This is a genomic window from Croceicoccus mobilis (assembly GCF_001661965.1).
Lineage (GTDB): Bacteria > Pseudomonadota > Alphaproteobacteria > Sphingomonadales > Sphingomonadaceae > Croceicoccus > Croceicoccus mobilis.
Window position 1 is genome coordinate 76908 of the sequence record NZ_LYWZ01000022.1, and the last position, 16599, is coordinate 93506.

The 16599-nt window shown below is 62.0% G+C and carries 17 protein-coding genes; 7 read left to right on the plus strand and 10 right to left on the minus strand.

Going from position 1 to position 16599, the window contains the following annotated elements:
- Positions 1-15: 15 nt before the first annotated feature.
- Positions 16-1368, minus strand: a complete 1353-nt coding sequence (locus A9D13_RS07895; protein ID WP_172808127.1) for a DUF418 domain-containing protein — start codon at positions 1366-1368, stop codon at positions 16-18.
- 134 nt (positions 1369-1502) lie between these two features.
- A complete protein-coding gene (locus tag A9D13_RS07900) occupies positions 1503-2027 on the minus strand; it encodes a GNAT family N-acetyltransferase (RefSeq protein ID WP_066772280.1) in 525 nt (174 codons plus the stop codon).
- Positions 2028-2350: 323 nt separating this feature from the next.
- On the opposite strand from A9D13_RS07900, the gene rpsF reads away from it, so the two are divergent.
- From rpsF to A9D13_RS07920, 4 genes are all read left to right on the plus strand, one after another.
- Positions 2351-2707: a 30S ribosomal protein S6 gene (gene rpsF / locus A9D13_RS07905; protein ID WP_066772282.1), complete on the plus strand. Its 357-nt coding sequence runs from the start codon at positions 2351-2353 to the stop codon at positions 2705-2707.
- A gap of 1 nt (position 2708) precedes the next feature.
- A complete protein-coding gene (rpsR, locus tag A9D13_RS07910; RefSeq protein ID WP_047821188.1) occupies positions 2709-2933 on the plus strand; it encodes a 30S ribosomal protein S18 in 225 nt (74 codons plus the stop codon).
- A 13-nt stretch (positions 2934-2946) separates the two neighbouring features.
- Entirely contained in the window at positions 2947-3561 is a 615-nt protein-coding gene (rplI, locus tag A9D13_RS07915; protein WP_066772286.1) for a 50S ribosomal protein L9, read from the plus strand.
- Positions 3562-3689: 128 nt separating this feature from the next.
- Positions 3690-5147, plus strand: a complete 1458-nt coding sequence (locus tag A9D13_RS07920) for an AMP nucleosidase (RefSeq protein ID WP_066773826.1) — start codon at positions 3690-3692, stop codon at positions 5145-5147.
- Between the two features lie 24 nt (positions 5148-5171).
- Here A9D13_RS07920 and A9D13_RS07925 read toward each other — a convergent pair whose 3' ends face one another.
- Both A9D13_RS07925 and A9D13_RS07930 read right to left on the minus strand, forming a co-directional pair.
- Complete coding sequence (locus tag A9D13_RS07925; protein ID WP_066772288.1) at positions 5172-5672, minus strand: YbjN domain-containing protein; 501 nt, start codon at positions 5670-5672, stop codon at positions 5172-5174.
- An 81-nt stretch (positions 5673-5753) separates the two neighbouring features.
- Entirely contained in the window at positions 5754-6545 is a 792-nt protein-coding gene (locus A9D13_RS07930; RefSeq protein ID WP_066772291.1) for an alpha/beta fold hydrolase, read from the minus strand.
- 127 nt (positions 6546-6672) lie between these two features.
- Here A9D13_RS07930 and A9D13_RS07935 point away from each other — a divergent pair, with 127 nt between their 5' ends.
- The 3 genes from A9D13_RS07935 to A9D13_RS07945 are packed head-to-tail and all read left to right on the plus strand — an operon-like array spanning position 6673 to position 9794.
- A complete protein-coding gene (locus A9D13_RS07935; RefSeq protein ID WP_066772293.1) occupies positions 6673-7116 on the plus strand; it encodes a MarR family winged helix-turn-helix transcriptional regulator in 444 nt (147 codons plus the stop codon).
- The gene (locus A9D13_RS07940) at positions 7109-8179 is read left to right on the plus strand and encodes an HlyD family secretion protein (protein ID WP_066772295.1); all 1071 of its coding nucleotides are present in this window, start codon (positions 7109-7111) and stop codon (positions 8177-8179) included. Before A9D13_RS07935 ends, A9D13_RS07940 begins: the two co-directional genes overlap by 8 nt.
- A 4-nt stretch (positions 8180-8183) precedes the next feature.
- Positions 8184-9794: an MDR family MFS transporter gene (locus A9D13_RS07945; RefSeq protein WP_066772297.1), complete on the plus strand. Its 1611-nt coding sequence runs from the start codon at positions 8184-8186 to the stop codon at positions 9792-9794.
- 7 nt (positions 9795-9801) lie between these two features.
- On the opposite strand, the gene A9D13_RS07950 is transcribed toward A9D13_RS07945, so the two are convergent.
- The 6 genes from A9D13_RS07950 to A9D13_RS07975 form a co-directional block, all read right to left on the minus strand.
- Positions 9802-10245, minus strand: coding sequence for a GFA family protein (locus A9D13_RS07950; protein WP_066772298.1), 444 nt, complete (start codon positions 10243-10245; stop codon positions 9802-9804).
- Between the two features lie 9 nt (positions 10246-10254).
- Positions 10255-10929: a hypothetical protein gene (locus A9D13_RS07955; RefSeq protein WP_066772300.1), complete on the minus strand. Its 675-nt coding sequence runs from the start codon at positions 10927-10929 to the stop codon at positions 10255-10257.
- Positions 10930-11009: 80 nt separating this feature from the next.
- Positions 11010-12035 (minus strand): aspartate-semialdehyde dehydrogenase, encoded by a 1026-nt coding sequence (locus A9D13_RS07960; protein ID WP_066772302.1) that lies wholly within the window; start codon positions 12033-12035, stop codon positions 11010-11012.
- Positions 12036-12707: 672 nt separating this feature from the next.
- A complete protein-coding gene (egtD, locus tag A9D13_RS07965) occupies positions 12708-13712 on the minus strand; it encodes an L-histidine N(alpha)-methyltransferase (RefSeq protein WP_066772303.1) in 1005 nt (334 codons plus the stop codon).
- A gap of 22 nt (positions 13713-13734) precedes the next feature.
- Positions 13735-14994: an ergothioneine biosynthesis protein EgtB gene (egtB, locus tag A9D13_RS07970; RefSeq protein ID WP_066772305.1), complete on the minus strand. Its 1260-nt coding sequence runs from the start codon at positions 14992-14994 to the stop codon at positions 13735-13737.
- Positions 14995-15142: 148 nt separating this feature from the next.
- Positions 15143-16522 (minus strand): class II 3-deoxy-7-phosphoheptulonate synthase, encoded by a 1380-nt coding sequence (locus A9D13_RS07975; RefSeq protein WP_066773828.1) that lies wholly within the window; start codon positions 16520-16522, stop codon positions 15143-15145.
- Positions 16523-16599: the final 77 nt, after the last annotated feature.

A 16599-nucleotide genomic window follows, 5' to 3' on the forward strand; every position in this document is an offset into this window, starting at 1 on the left:
GGCATGCCCCTCCAATCATGCCCTCGATGTAGCAGGATTGGTTTCGCTGGCAACCAATGGCGTTTCGCGGCGGATCGGAAATATTCGCATATAGGTAAGGCAGCGCCACAGCCATTCGAGCGGGCCGAAGCGGAATCGGGCCAGCCAGGGGCGCGACCATGCCAGCATGATCGCAATGCCGCCAAACGCGAAAAGAAACAGGGGCACCCGGTTCCACATGCCGTAAAGGCCCAGCCCCCAGCTTAGAAAGACGATGCCCATCATGACGCTGCTCATGATGTAATTGGTGAAAGCCATTCGCCCAGCCGCGGCCAGCCGCTGCCCGAAACCCGACCGCATCAGCGCAGGGGTCCATGCGACGAACAGCGCCGCCATGCCGATGATCATGGGCAGGCGCAAAAGCGGCGTGGGTGCGAACTGGACAAAGAACATCACGCCCGGCGCATGGGCATATTCCACCGCCATCCATGCGAGCGGCGCGGTCAGCACGGCTCCCAATGCGATGCCGCTCCACCCCCAGGCGAGTATGCGCCGCTTTTCCCATGTGCCGGCAAAGAAGCCCATGCGCAGCAGCGCCGCGCCGATGAACATCATGCCGACATAGCCCATCGTCGCAGGCGGATTCAGCAAGCGCGTCCACACCGGGCGGATTTCGTGACGCCATGCGACCATGCCGAGGAACCCGGCTTCGGCGCGCTGCTCGCTTGCGGTCAGAAGCCGCTCTCTCTCCTTCGCCATTTCCGCATCATATTCGGCGCGCGCTTCCGACCCCGCAGGGGCGGAAAGCGCCTCAAGCGTTTCGCCCGGCCACAGGGCGAAGCTGCCGCCGACCGAAATGAAGGCGGTGATGAAAAGGCCGAGCGGCATCAATATCTTGGGCTTGATGCGGATGAAGGGCAGCGCGATCAGCCCCGCCAGCGCGTAATCGAGAAGAATGTCGCCGATGAAAAGCAGGTAGAAATGCACCACCCCGAACAGGGCGAGCCACAACAAACGCCGCAGCTGCAGCCCATAGGCCGATGACCAATTGCGGTCCCTTAGCGCCCTGCCGACGAATATCGCCATGCCGGTGCCGAACAAGAGCGCGAAAAGCCCGCGCAGCTTGCCGTCGATCAGCATGTACTGGAAGATCCAGCCCGCCTCCTCCAGCGGGTTGTAGTCGATCAGGATGCCGGTGAAATAATAGGGGCCGGGCCGCGCGAAGCTGACGAGATTGGGCAGCAATATGCCCAGCACCGCAAAGCCTCGCACGAGATCGAGGCTGGTCAGCCGCGCCTCCGCCTGATCGGGCGTGCGCGCCGCAATCTCGCCCTGATCGTCGGTCCTGGTCGACGCCTGTTCGGCGTCGATCGGTATTGCAGTGCCCATTGCCTGATCCCCCCACAGGATTGCCGCAAACGCGACTCGATGCGGCGCGGGACAGTAACAGGCTTTGGAAAAAGGCGATAATCCCGGGCCGCGCGACAGGCAGCCCCGGATCATCGCCTTGCCTCAGGTGAATGTCAGCCCAGCGATTTCGCCAGGATCACCAGCGAGGGATCGCCCTCGAACGCGCGGGCCTCGAAACCCTTTTCGCGTTCCAGTTCGATCGCGGCGTGGTTTTCCTTGTCCTCGATCGCGATGACTTCCTTCATGCCGCGTTCGCGCGCCGCCTTGCCCAGCACGTCGAGCATCGCCCAGCCCACGCCGCGCCCCTTGTAGTCGGAGCGGACCGAGACCGCGATCTCGCCCACTTCCATCTTGGTATCGCCCGCCAGCAGCGCCGATGCGACCAGCGCGCCATTCGCGGTGTCGAAGGCGAGGAAGTTTTCGGTCTTCCAGTGATCGACCGCGACCATCGGGGCGATCTGGTACTGGCCCACGTGCTCCTTCGCATTGAGGAAGCGGAAGCGGCGATCTTCGGCACTGACATTGTCGAAGAGGTCTTCCAGAAGCACCGCATCGCCCGGTTCGACAGGGCGCACGGTCAGCTGCACCGCATCGCGGGTCGTCACCATCATTTCGTCCATCGTCGTCACCATTTTCATGCTCCGGTCTCAAACCTTGTCGCGCATGGAAACGTCCACCGCGTTCAACAGGCCCTCTCCTAGAATATCCGGCCGCCCCGCTATTTGACCGAGAGCAAGAAAGCGAGCGATGCGGCTTGCGAAGCAAGGCCCGAAGGTTGCAATCAGTGCAATTGGGCCATCGTCGTATGTGCTTCGCCCTTGCAATTTGGCCGGGAATCGGTATGGGGCGCCCTTCCCTGCGGTTCGCCAGACGCACGGCCGGGAAAACGAAGAAGGCCGGAGGGGCCCCGCCATGGTGGCGGTGTGCCAGCCGATCGGCATACAGATGAAGGAACGAGCGCATGCCGCTTTACGAGCATGTGTTCCTCGCCCGTCAGGACCTGAGCCAGGCTCAGGTCGACGCGCTTGCGAACACCGCGACCGAGATCGTCGAAGCCAATGAGGGCAAGGTCGTCAAGACCGAGACCTGGGGCCTCAAGAACCTCGCATACAAGATTCAGCGCAACCGCAAGGCTCACTACGTGATGCTTAACATCGACGCGCCCGCCGGCACCGTCGAGGAGCTGGAGCGCCAGACCCGCATCAACGAAGACGTCATCCGCTACATGACCATCAAGGTCGAAGAGCTGGAAGGCGGCCCGTCGGTGATGATGCGCAAGAACGACCGCGATCGCCGCGGCCGCAAGGGAGATCGCTAAGATGGCCCGTCCGTTTTTCCGCCGCCGCAAGAGCTGCCCGTTCTCTGCCAAGAACGCGCCCGCGATCGACTACAAGGACGTGCGCCTGCTGCAGGGCTTCATGTCCGAGCGTGGCAAGATCGTGCCTTCGCGCATCACCGCCGTCTCCGCCAAGAAGCAGCGCGAGCTGTCGAAGGCGATCAAGCGCGCACGCCACATCGGCCTGCTGCCCTACATCGTTAAGTAAGGAGGGATAACCCATGGACATCATCCTCCTGGAGCGCATCGAGAAGCTCGGCACCATTGGTGACGTCGTGACCGTCAAGGACGGCTACGCCCGCAACTTCCTGCTGCCCAACAAGAAGGCCCTTCGCGCCAATGCGGCGAACAAGAAGGTCTTCGAAGCCAACCGCGAACGCCTCGAGGCTGAAAACGCCGAGAAGCGCACCGAAGCCGAAAAGCAGGGCGAAAAGGTCGCCGGCACCGAGATCGTCCTGATCCGTGCCTCGTCCAACGCCGGTCAGCTTTACGGTTCGGTCAGCGTCCGCGACATCACCGTTGCCCTTAACGAAAAGGGCCACGACATCGACAAGAAGCAGGTCGTCCTCAGCCACCCGATCAAGACGATCGGCATGTTCGACGTGACCATCGCGCTGCACCCCGAAGTGCATGTCACGATCAAGGCGAACGTGGCCCGCAGCGACGACGAAGCAGAGCTTCAGTCCGAAGGCGTCGACGTCCTTGCCGCGATGTTCGAGGAAGAGTCGGCCGAACAGACCGGCTTCACCGAAGAGCGTGACCCCAACGCAGAGCCCGGCGACATTGCCGAGTTGAGCGAAGGCGAAGAAGAAGCTTCGGACGAAGAGCAGGCCTGATTTTTCAAGCGCTTGCACCAAAGCAAAAGAGGGGCGCGGACGGCAATTGCTGTCCGCGCCCTTTCTTTTTGTGCGCTTGCGGCAGTCGGGGCTTTGAAATGTTGGACATTGCAAGCTAGCTAATGGCGATGAAGACACCCCAGGAAATAATCGAAGAAATCACCCGCCTCTATGACGAGGCCCGCAGCGCCCTTCGCGCCGACATGATCGACTATGCGAAGCACGGCACCGTGCCCGACAGGATGAAGCGCACCGATGGCACCTATGCCTATCCGGAACTGCGCCTGAAATATTCCGGCAATGGCAAGACCGCGGCAGAACGCGCATCCGAAGTCCCGCGCTCCTTTGCGCGGCTGACGCGGCCCGGGCGCTATGCGACGACCATCACCCGTCCCAAGCTGTTCGCCAACTATCTCGAGGAACAGCTCAAGCTGATCCTTGAAGATCATGAGGTCACGGTCGATGTCGGCCGCTCGCGGCAGGAAATCCCCTTCCCCTATGTGCTCGACGGCGAGGCCGCGGCGGAACTTGCCCGCGTGTCGCCGATGGAGCTGGCTCAGCATTTCCCGGCGACCGAACTGGCGCTGATCGGGGACGAAATTGCCGATGGCGTGGCGATTGACGCGGCCCAGACCGCGCCTATGCCGCTATCCCTGTTCGATGGCCTGCGCACCGACTTCAGCCTCGCGCGCCTGCAGCACTATACCGGCACCGATCCCGAGCATGTGCAGCGTTTTGTCTTGTTCACCAACTATCACCGCTATGTCGACGAATTCGTGGATTGGGCGGCGGAGCAGCTGGGCAATGGCTATTACACCGCGCTGGCCGGTGCGGGCGGTCTGTATATCGACGAAAAGCGCGCCAATGCCCGCGCGATCCTTTCGGACACGGCATGGCGGCGCCACCAGATGCCCGCCTATCATTTGATCGCGCCCGATGGCGGCGGCATCACGCTGGTCAATATCGGTGTTGGCCCGTCCAACGCGAAGACGATCACCGACCACATGGCGGTGATGCGGCCAGAAGCATGGCTGATGATCGGCCATTGCGGCGGCCTGCGCCCCAGCCAGAAGATCGGCGATTACGTCCTCGCCCACGCCTATCTGCGCGACGATCACGTATTGGACAGCGTGCTGCCGCCCGAAATCCCGCTGCCCGCGATTGCCGAGGTGCAGCAAGCCATGGCGGGCGCTGCCGAAGAGATCAGCGGCACCGGCGGCGCAGACCTCAAGCGCCGGATGCGCACCGGCACCGTCGTCACCACCGACGATCGTAACTGGGAATTGCAGGTGTCGAAAACCGCGCAGCGCTTCTCCCTGTCGCGCGCGGTGGGCATCGACATGGAAAGCGCCACCATCGCGGCGCAGGGTTATCGCTTCCGCGTCCCCTATGGCACCTTGCTATGCGTGTCGGACAAGCCGATCCATGGCGAGTTGAAGCTGCCCGGTCAGGCCAATCGCTTTTACGAAGAGGCGATCGCCAGCCATCTCCAGATCGGCATCCGCAGCTGCGAATTGTTAAAGGCCGAGGGCGAGCGTCTGCACAGCCGCAAGCTGCGCGCGTTCAACGAACCGCCGTTCCGGTAACGGCGGTTCGCTGGCCGGGCGCGTTCACTCCGGCCAGATCATGTTTTCTGCCGCGGCGATCGTATCGTCAAAAGAACGGATCGCGGTGAGGAACACCGATTGCGGGATCCCTTCCGTGCCGGTGACGATGTCCCAGCTCATCCACGGATCGCCTTCGTCATCCAGCGTCATGCTGGCAAAGCGGCGCTTGTCCATGAAGTCGAGCATCTGCTGCGCCGTCATCGGCTTGTCAGCGTCGAAGCCGATGACAAACTGTAGCGAATCGCAATTTTTTCGCGTTTCCTCGTCGCAACCGTAGAACCAGATCGACACTTCGCGGCCCGACAAATCGGTGGTGATCCGCGGATCGCCATAATCGTCGGTCTCCAGCGTGGCGGAATAGCCAGCCGCGCCAAGCGCCTTTACGATGCTGGACGGTTCGCCGGCGGTGACGGTCGGCGTCGCTTGCTGCTCCTGCGCCGAAACAGGCGCAGCCGCCATCATCGCCGCCATCGCCAGCGGCACGAACCCATTGCGAAACATCATTGGAATTCCCCTTCCAGAGCGCGCGGCGCAGGCCGCGTGCCAGACCAGCCGCCTGCATGGCAGCGATCTGTTGCGGAAAGGTTATTTCAGAAACTTGATCATTTCGAGGCCAAGCGCCTTTTCGACGACGCTCGACATATGGGTGCCGGGCATGGTGGCGTAATGGCCATCGGGCAGCGCCTCGACCAGAGCGGTGGGCGAACCATTGTCGCGATCCTCTGTGCCGCACAGCACCAGCACAGGCATTTCGGGGATCTTCAGATCCGCTTCGGTCAGGTTGATCCGGCTGGAAAGCAGCAGGCGCGCCGCGACGCGGTCGACCTTCATCGTCTTCATGAAGGAAACCGCGAAATAGGCCTCGTCGCCGCGCTTTACATCGTCGAAATTGTCGATGGCGTCGATGAACCAGTCGGCGCGGCGGTTGAACGAAAGCAGCCCCTCCAGCCCCATGCCCACCAGCATCAGCCGGCGCGGATTGAGCCCGTTCACCACACCCCCCAGCACGGTGCGCGACCCCAGCGAGAAACCGCCGAGATCGTAATCGGTGAGGCTGTAATGACCGATGACATCGTCAAGGTCGTCGACCAGCACGGCGGGCGGGTAATTCGCCGGATCGTGCGGCGCGCCGCTTTCGCCATGGGCGCGGAGATCGGGCATGATGACGCTGAAGCCAGCCTCGGCCAACCGGCCGGCGTGGCCGTATTTTATCCAGTTCATCTGCGCGCTGGAAAAAAGGCCGTGTAGCAGCACGACAGTACGATCCGCCCCGCCGGGTGCGCCTTCCATCCGGTGGACCGCCAGCTCGACCCCGTCGCGGGCTATCACGGTATCGCGGTAAACGATGGCGGCGGCGGTCTTGCTCTCTTCGGTCATGCCCCTGCCCTAGCCCCTCTGCCACGGCACGCCAAGCCCGATGCCGGGACCTATGCAGCGATAGCTGCGCAGATGCAGCATACAAAGCCTTGCCATAATAAGCATGCTTATTATATCGACGCTCGAAATGGAAACCACGACCTACAGAATCGTCGATGCGGCCAAGCGGCTGCGCAAGCTCTTCGACCGCCACGTGCGCGAAGTCGGCATGACCGCCCCCCAGGCCCGCCTGCTGATGCTTGTCGCGCGCGAACCCGAACAGACGCAGAGCTTCTATGCCGCAGAGCTGGAGGTCGAACCGATCACGCTGTGCCGCATGGTGGACAGGATGGAGGATGGCGGCTTGCTGGAACGCCACGCCGATCCGGCAGATCGCCGCGCCCGCCTCGTCGGCTGTTCGCCGCAAGGGCAGAAGAAGGTGAACGAGATGAGATCCATCGTCGACCAGTTCAACATCGAGATGATGAGCGCATTCACCCCTGAAGAGCGCGACACGATCGAGCGTGGGCTGAAGCTGATGAGCGACAGGATCAACACGATGACAGAGGAACGGGAGGCCGCCCATGGCTGAAGCCGACCCCCAGTTCCCCGCCGAGAACAGCACCATGAGCGAGAACGAAGCCCAGGCCGAAGCGCCGCGCCGCAAGATACTGCGCCGTGTGCTGACCATCGTCATCCCCGTGCTGATTGCCGCCGGGATCGGCGCGTGGTGGTTCATGGGCCAGGGCACCATCAGCACGGATAACGCCTTTATCAAGCAGGACATGGTGAGCGTAAGCGCCGAAGTCGGCGGCCGCGTGACCGAGATCTATGCCAAGGACGGCCAGCAGGTGAAGGCAGGCGATCCGCTGTTCCAGATCGACAAGGAGCCCTACGAACTCGCCATTGCCGATGCCAGGGCGGCGCTGGCGCGGGCGCAGGCCAATGTCTCCACCCTCTCGAACTCGGCCGATCTTTCGGGCGCCGATATTGCCGCAGCGCGTGAAGACATCGCCTTTGCCCAGTCGCGCTTTAATCGTCAGCAGGCGCTGATGGACAAGGGCTTTACCACCCGGGCCGATTACGACGCGGCCCAGCATGCCGTGCAGCAGGCGCGCGAGGAATTGCGCGCGGCGCAGGCCCGCCAGACCGCGGCACAGGCCCAGCTGGCGCAGGGTTCCGCCGTTCCGGGCGAGAACCCCGGCGTCGCCGCGGCGAAGGCACAGCTGGCACAGGCGGAGCTGAACCTTCGCCGCACCACGGTGCGCGCGCCGATGAACGGCCAGGTCTCGCAGACCGACAGGCTGCAACTGGGCGCGCAGGTCGTGGCCGCCGTGCCGATGCTCGATATCGTCGCGCTCGACAGCACCTATGTCGAAGCCAATTTCAAGGAAACCGACCTTGATACGATGCAGCCCGGCCAGCCCGTGGAGGTCGAGATAGACGCTTATCCGGGCGTTGCGCTCAAAGGCCATGTCGAAAGCATTGGCGCGGGAACCGGTAGCGAGTTTTCCGTTCTCCCCGCGCAGAACGCCACGGGCAACTGGGTCAAGGTGACGCAGCGCGTTCCCGTACGCATTGCGGTGGACGATAACAGCCAGCGCAAGCTGATCTCCGGCCTCTCGGCATCGGTCACGGTGAACACCGAGGACTGATCCGATGGCGAGTGCGGCAGCAGACGGCCCCGGCGCCAAGGCCGGACGGAAGAACGCGGCGGCGCGCCCTGCCGCCGCGTCTGCCGATGTCCCGCATATCGAGGCGAAGAACCGCCCGGTCCTGTTTTTCGCGATCATGGCCGCGGCGCTGTTGCAAGTGCTCGACACTACCATCGCCAATGTCGCGCTGCCCCATATGCAAAGCAGCCTTGGCGCGACATCCGACACGATCACATGGGTGCTGACGAGCTATATCGTCGCATCGGCCATCGCACTTCCCACCACCGGCTGGCTGTCGGGCCGCATCGGCACGCGTAAGCTGCTGCTGATCGCGGTGACGGGCTTCATCACCTTTTCCGCGCTGTGCGGACTTGCCACAAGCCTGACCGAAATCGTGCTCTTCCGGATCGGTCAGGGTCTTGCCGGCGCTTATATCATGCCGCTCAGCCAGACGGTCATGCTCGACACCACGAAACCGTCAAAGCACAGTGCGGCGCTGATGATCTGGGCCATGGGGATCATGGCCGGGCCCATCGCCGGCCCGATCCTGGGCGGCTATCTGACCGAGAATTTCGACTGGCGATGGGTGTTCTTCGTCAATGTGCCGATCGGGCTGCTTTCGCTATTCCTTTTGGTCGTGAACCTGCCCGAATGGGAAAAGATCAGCGTCAAGTTCGACCGTGTCGGCTTTGCGCTTGTCGCCATCGCGATCGCCTCGCTGCAGATGCTTCTCGACCGCGGCGAACAGGTGGAATGGTTCGATTCGGTAGAGACATGGATCTATCTCGCCCTTCTCCTGTCCTGCAGCTGGGCGGCGGTGGCGCACATGGTCTTTGCCAAGAATCCGCTGTTCGACCGCGATCTCTTCCTCGACCGCAATTTCTCCATCGCTCTGATCATCATCCTGATGGTCGGACTTTGCCTTTTCGCCACGCTCGCCCTGCTGCCGCCGATGCTGCAGGGCCTGCTCGGCTATTCGGTGATCGACACCGGCTTTGCCCTTTCGCCGCGCGGCATTGGCGTGCTGCTGTGCATGCCGATATCGACTGCGCTCATCAAAAAGGGGCTGGATACGCGCTGGGTCGTCGGGGGCGGGTTTGCGATCGTGGGCCTCTCCATGTTCGAAATGTCGCGCTGGTCGCTGGCGGTGGATACAAGCCATATCGTGTGGACCGGCCTGCTTCAGGGCGTGGGGATCGGCATGTGCTTCCTGCCATTGAACACGGTCGCCTTTGCCACCCTGCCGGCCAAGGCCCGCGCGACGGCCTCCTCCATGCTCAACCTGTCGCGCTCCATCGGATCGTCGATCGGCATCTCGATCGTGGTGACGCTCCTGGCGCGCAATATCCAGATCAACCATGTCGAACTGGGCGCGAACCTCACTTCGCAGTCCCTCGGCGCGTTCGACCTCAACAAGCTGGCGCAGATGAAGCCCCTAGGCTCGGCCGCCATGCAGATCGCCGATGCCGAAGTGAACCGGCAGGCGGCCATGATCGCCTATATCAATGATTTCTGGCTGATGGGCGTGGCCTGTTTCGCGACGCTGCCGCTGGTGCTTCTTTTAAAGCCGCCCAAGCAAGGCGGCGATGCGGCACCTGCCGATATGGGGCACTGATCCCGGATTACTCGGGGACTTTCAGCCCCGCCTTTGCCCATGCCCCGATCGCGCTGTCCAGTTCGGTGACCTTAACACCGGGCAGATGGCTGGTGTCTTCCCATGCGGCATGCTTGCTTTCGATCCCGCAGTTCGAGGTGGGGATGAAATAGCCCGGATCGTCAAAACTGCCGATGGTGAGATCGAGATATTTGCTGTCGTTGAAGCCAAAGCCCAAAGGCGTGCCGCATTTCGCGCAGAACGGGCGATGGGCGATGGGGCTGGAATCGTACCACTGCGGCTCGCCCTGCCATTCGAGCCCTGCCGTATCGACATTCTTGAACGCGATGGAGACGCCGCCGGTTGCGCGCTGACACATGCGGCAGTGGCACAGATAGGCCTCGTTATCGGCGACATCTACGCTGTAGCGCACCGCGCCGCATTGGCAGCCCCCTGTCATGTGCTTGGTCATGTCGTGCCGTCATTCCGTTATGTAGAACTGATTGGCTGGTGCCTTGCTGCGCCCATCCGCATCCGATGCGATATGATAATCGATGGGCTTGCTGGAGATCGCCTCGCCCTTTTGCACATCGAAGATCTCGAATTTCGTATCACCTGCGGCATCGCTGATAATGAATGAAACGCGGCCATCATCGAGCACGCGACCAACATCCAGCGTGCGGATACGCTTTGCAATGGTGAAACTGCGAAAATCGGAAAAGCGCACGAATACTCCGTCGAGCAGCGGGTCGGCGTCGGTTTCTTCGGCCCGAACGTAGAGGATCAGACCCGTGTCGCGAATGTTTTCAAATCGGGCGACCGTTGTTTCAGGGTCATCGAACAGCCGGCGATGCCGACCGGTTGCCGCGTCGAGAAGCATGAGATCGCGCAATCTCTCTGAATAGGCCGACCCCCGGTGGTAGAGCAGAAACGGCCCCGCCTTGCCGTCCACATTTACCAGTTCAGCGGCGACGACATCGTCACCTTCGCTCTCGCCCGAAGCGCTATAACTGCCCGACCCGACCGCGCCGAGCCCGGTCCCGGCCATTGCGCCGCCAGCCAAGCCCATCACCAGCAGCGCCGCGATGATCCCGATGACGAGCAAGATCGCAGCGGCAACCGTGTTGAACCGCCGCAGAAAACGAAAGACGCGCATGAAATGACTTCCCCCTCTGGCCAACTAGCCATCGGGGCAAGCATCCCATGCGCGCCTGTAATTACAAGCTTTTTAGCGCGTCAGCCCTTTTTCAGGTGACGGCGGCCCAGCAGTTCGGCGATCTGCACCGCGTTAAGCGCCGCGCCCTTGCGCAGGTTGTCAGAAACGCACCACAGCGCAAGGCCATTGTCGACCGTGCTGTCGTCGCGCACGCGGCTGACATAGGTGGCGTAATCGCCCACGCATTCGACCGGCGTGACATAGCCGCCGTCCTCGCGCTTATCGACGAGCATGATGCCCGGGGCCTCGCGCAGGATGTCCTGCGCGGCTTCCGCCGACAGCTCGTTCTCGAACTCGATGTTGAGCGATTCCGAATGGCCGACAAAGACCGGCACGCGCACGCAGGTCGCCTGCACCTTGATCTTGGGGTCGAGGATCTTCTTGGTCTCGACCACCATCTTCCACTCTTCCTTGGTCGAGCCGTCATCCATGAAGACGTCGATGTGGGGAATGACGTTGAAGGCGATCTGCTTGGTGAACTTGGTCGGCTCGGCCTGATCGCCCACGAAGATCGCGCGGCTCTGTTCAAACAGCTCGTCCATGCCCTGCTTGCCCGCGCCGGAAACCGACTGATAGGTGGCGACGACGACGCGCTTGATCTTCGCCGCATCGTGCAGCGGCTTCAGCGCGACGACCATCTGCGCGGTCGAGCAGTTGGGATTCGCGATGATGTTCTTCTTGGTATAGCCGTCGATGGCTTCGGGATTCACCTCGGGCACGATCAGCGGCACGTCCGGGTCCATGCGATAGAGCGACGAATTGTCGATCACCACGCAGCCCGCGGCGGCAGCCTTGGGCGCGTATTCGGCCGTAGGGCCGGAGCCTGCCGCGAACAGCGCGATATCGTAGGCTGCAAAATCGAAGTGCTCGATATTCTTGCATTTAATCATCTGGCCGGTGTCGCCAATCTCGATCTCGGTCCCGGTCGAGCGCGGCGAAGCGACTGCTGCGATCTCGTCATAAGGAAAGGCACGCTCGGCGAGAATGGCCAGCATCTCGCGTCCGACATTGCCCGTGGCTCCAACGACTGCCACCCGATAACCCATGATACTTGCTTTCTTGGCTATGATAGATAATTGCGCGAATATCCGTTGGGTCTACCAACGGTGTGCGCCCGGTAGAGGCTATGCGGCAATTCCGCAAGCAAATGCGGGTTTTGGGGGTGAGAGCGGAGGTTTTAGCGGCGGCGGCTTTTGCGGCCCTGGGGATGGGAGCGAACTGTTGCCGGACCATCTATTGCGGGTATCGCCTAACTTCGCTTAAATGTTGCGATGATCAGGATGTTCTACACTTGTTACGTACTCTGCGTCTTGCTGGCGATATCTTTATTATTACAGATGTTTGGAACGTATCTAAGCGGAAACTTCGATATCTATAACCTTTGGATAGTCTTGCCGGGTGGGTTGGCAAGCCTGATATTGATGGCAAGCATTTTTGATTCAAAGATTAGAAAGATTTTTTCACTTATAATATTTTCTGTGTCGTTAATTCCAAATTACCTTAATCGGCTAATCCTGTATCCTGCCGATATCACGAGTGTCACATTAGGAAATGCTCTTGGGCTTTTTGTTTTTCTAATATTTCCAGTTTTGTGCGTCGCAATTGGTATCTCACTTTTAAGAGCTCAAAAGCGCACAGAATAGGTGAACAAGTTCTACCATCCCCACATTCGCTTATTCCTCCGCTCAGCTGATAAGCGACCGCTCTCGCATCCGCCATCAAGGCGCTGACCTGAGTGCGCTCGCCTCTGCCAGCATCACCATGAAACGCTTGTCGCTGTCGGTCCAGCAGGTGATCGGCGACCAGCCGCTGGCCAGCAGCAGCGCGGTGGCGGAGCGGCGGGAGTATTTGTGGCTGTTCTCGGTATGGATGGTCTCGCCCTTGGCCATGGTGAAGCGGCGCTCGCACACGGTGAAGGCGATGTCGCGCGTGGCTTCCAGATGCATCTCGACACGGGCGACCTCATCGTTCCAGATCGCGCGGTGCTTCAGCGCATTTTCGGGGATGGTGCCATCCAGCTCACGATTGATGCGGGTGACAAGGTTCAGATTGAACGCCGCCGTCACGCCTGCCGCATCGTCATAGGCGGCCTCAAGAATGGCGGCATCCTTGATCCGGTCCATGCCGATCAGCAGCATGGGGGGCGTATCCTCCGGGCTGCCATCTTCCAGCGTGGCGCGCATGTCGCGCAGCATGTCGACTGCCGTGCGCGGGACCATATTGCCGATGGTGGAGCCGGGGAAAAACCCCAGCCGCGCCATGGAGGCGATCGCAGTCGGCATGGTGACGGGCCGGGTGAAATCCGCCTCCACCGGGTGGACCGGAAGATGCGGGAATTTGGCCGATAGCTGGTCGGCCGCCGCGCACAGGAAATCGCCCGAAATATCGATCGGCACATAGGCGGCCGGATCGATGGCCGAGAGCAGCAGCGGCGTTTTCACCGAGCTGCCCGACCCGAATTCCACCACCGCGCGGCCCTTGCCGATGGCGGTGCGGAATTCCTCGCCGCGCTTTTTCAGGATCTCGGTCTCGGCGCGGGTGGGATAGTACTCCTCAACCTGCGTGATCTGTTCGAAAAGCTCGCTGCCGCGCTCGTCATAGAACCATCGCGCCGGTACAGCCTTTTGCGCTTCGGACAGGCCGCGCAGCACATCGTCGCGGAAGGCATTGTTGATGCCGGTTTCGTCCTCGTCGACGATGCGCAAAGCTTCGGTCACCGCCATGCGGCCTCTCCTTCTTATGGTCTCAGGCGTCGGCGGCAAGCCGCAGCCCGGTGAATTGCCAGCGTTGGTGGGGGTAGAAGAAATTCCGGTAACTCGCGCGCGAATGGGCGCGCACCGTGGCGCAGCTCGCGCCTTTTAGCACGCGCTGCCCGCTCATGAACTTGCCGTTATATTCGCCGACTGCGCCTTCGGGCGCCTTGAAGCCGGGATAAGGGAGATAGGCCGATCCGGTCCATTGCCAGCCGCTGCCGAACATCGCGTCGGTCGCGGCGGGCTGCACGGCCTCGGCACGGTCGAGCTGCTGGCCGCCAGCGGGATCGTGGCTGCGGGCGGAGACTTCCCATTCCGCTTCGGTCGGCAGTCGCTGGCCCGCCCATGCGGCATAGGCATCGGCCTCATAGCAGGAGATATGGGTGACGGGTGCGTCCGGATCGCGGCCCTGCCATCCGGCCAGAGTAAAATGCTCGTCCTCGTTCCAATAGAGCGGCGCGCGGATGCCCTCACGCTGCACCCATGCCCATCCGTCGGACAGCCAGAGCGAGGGCGTTTCATAACCGCCATCGGCGATAAACGCGTCCCATTCGCCATTGGTGACAAGGGCATTGGCAATGCGGAAAGGTTCAACCAGCACCTTGTGGCGGGGCCCTTCGCAATCGAAGCTGAAACCGGGGTCGTCAAAATCGGTGCCGATGCGGCAGATGCCGCCCTCATGCTCGCTCCACCCCTCGCCCGGCTTGTGCGCGGTGGCAGGCAGCGATGCGAACATGGCGGGGCCGAGCGGGTTCTGGAACAATGCGTGCTTGATGTCGGTCAGCAGCAGCTCCTGGTGCTGCTGTTCGTGCGCGATGCCCAGCGCGATCAGTTCGGCACAGTCCTCGCGGCCCAACAGGGCTTCCATCGCCTCGTCCACGGCGTGGCGGAATGCGATCACTTCCTCAAGCGTCGGGCGCGACAGCAGGCCGCGCGAAAAGCGCGCGATGCGCTGCCCCTCGGCTTCGTAATAGGAATTGAAGAGAAAGGGGAAACGCTTGTCATGCAGGCGATAGCCGGAAAGCCGATCGCGCAGCAGGAATGTTTCGAAAAACCAGCTGGTGTGGGCCAGATGCCATTTGGCAGGGCTTGCATCCTCCATCGACTGGATGGTTGCGTCGGCATCCGACAGCGGCTGCGCAAGCGCCAGGCTCAGCGCGCGGGTCTTGCGGAATCGCTCCGCCAGCGACCCGGTGTCGCGTTGCCCCTGCCTCACGGGCGCAGGCCTTGCGCGGCTTTCTGCGATCTCCATGCAAATGAAATGCGCGAGGCGGGCGCTTGTGCCCACCTCGCGCAAATTAACCGTTACATGGCTCGGGTCGGCGCCGTTTCAGGCCCCGAATCTCAAGCCCGAAGTTTCAGGCCCCAAATTTCAGGCCCCAAATTTCAGGCCCCAAATTTCAGGCAGCGTCGCGCCGGCCTTGCAGTTCGCTGTTCAGCTCTTCGGCCAGCAGGAATGCCAGTTCGATCGACTGCGCTGCATTGAGGCGCGGATCGCAATGAGTGCGATAGCGGTCCGACAGTGTTTCGTCGGTGATCGCGACCGCGCCGCCGGTGCATTCGGTCACGTCCTGTCCGGTCATCTCGATATGGATGCCGCCTGCATGGGTGCCCTCGGCGCGGTGGACGGCGAAGAAGCCCTTCACCTCGGCCAGGATGCGGTTGAACGGGCGGGTCTTGAGACCGCTTGCCGCCTTGATGACATTGCCGTGCATCGGGTCGCACGACCAGACGACGGGATGCCCCTCGGCCTTCACTGCGCGCACCAGCGGGGCAAGGCCCGCTTCCACCTTCTCATGACCGAAGCGGCTGATCAGCGTGATCCTGCCCGCTTCCCGTTCGGGGTTCAGCGTGTCGAGCATCTTCAGGAGCGCATCCGGCTCCAGCGAGGGGCCGCACTTCATGCCGATCGGATTGCCGACACCGCGGAGATATTCGACATGCGCCGAACCTTCGAAACGGGTGCGGTCGCCGATCCACAGCATGTGGGCCGAGGTGTCGAACCAGTCGCCCGAAAGCGAATCCTGCCGGGTCAGCGCCTGCTCATAGGGAAGCAGCAGCGCTTCGTGGCTGGTGTAGAAATTGGTGCCCTTCAGCTGCGGCACGGTCGCGGGATCGACGCCGCATGCCTGCATGAAGTCCAGCGCCTCGCTGATGCGGTCCGCCATTTCGGCAAAGCGCGTGCCCCACGGGGACCGGTCCATGAAATCCAGCGTCCACTGGTGGACCTGACGCAGATTGGCATAGCCGCCGCCCGCGAAAGCGCGCAGCAGATTGAGCGTCGCCGCCGCCTGGCTATAGGCTTGCACCATGCGTTCGGCATTGGGCTGGCGACCGGTGGCGTCAAAGGCGATGTCATTGATGTTGTCGCCGAAATAGCTCGGCAATTCGACACCGTCCTGCGTTTCAAAATTGCTCGACCGCGGCTTGGCGAACTGGCCGGCCATGCGGCCCACCTTCACGACCTTCTGCTTGCTGGCAAAGGTCATGACGACCGCCATCTGCAGGATCACGCGGAAAGTGTCGCGGATATTGTCGGGGTGGAATTCGGCAAAGCTTTCGGCGCAGTCACCGCCCTGCAGCAGGAAGCCGCGGCCCTCGGCCACTTCACCCAGCTCTTTCTTGAGCGCGCGCGCCTCGCCCGCAAAGACCAGCGGGGGAAAGTTCCCAAGGCGCTTTTCCACGTCCGCCAGCGATGCCGCATCGGCATAGCTTGGCAGATGCTTTGCCTCGAAATTCTTCCAGCTATCCGGGCTCCAGCCCGTCGCCTGCTTACCCACTGTCACTACTCCAACGTCCGCCGCGCCCGTCGCGAGCGGTCAAATCCTTCGATTTCGGAAGGATCGCAGCCCTTAAA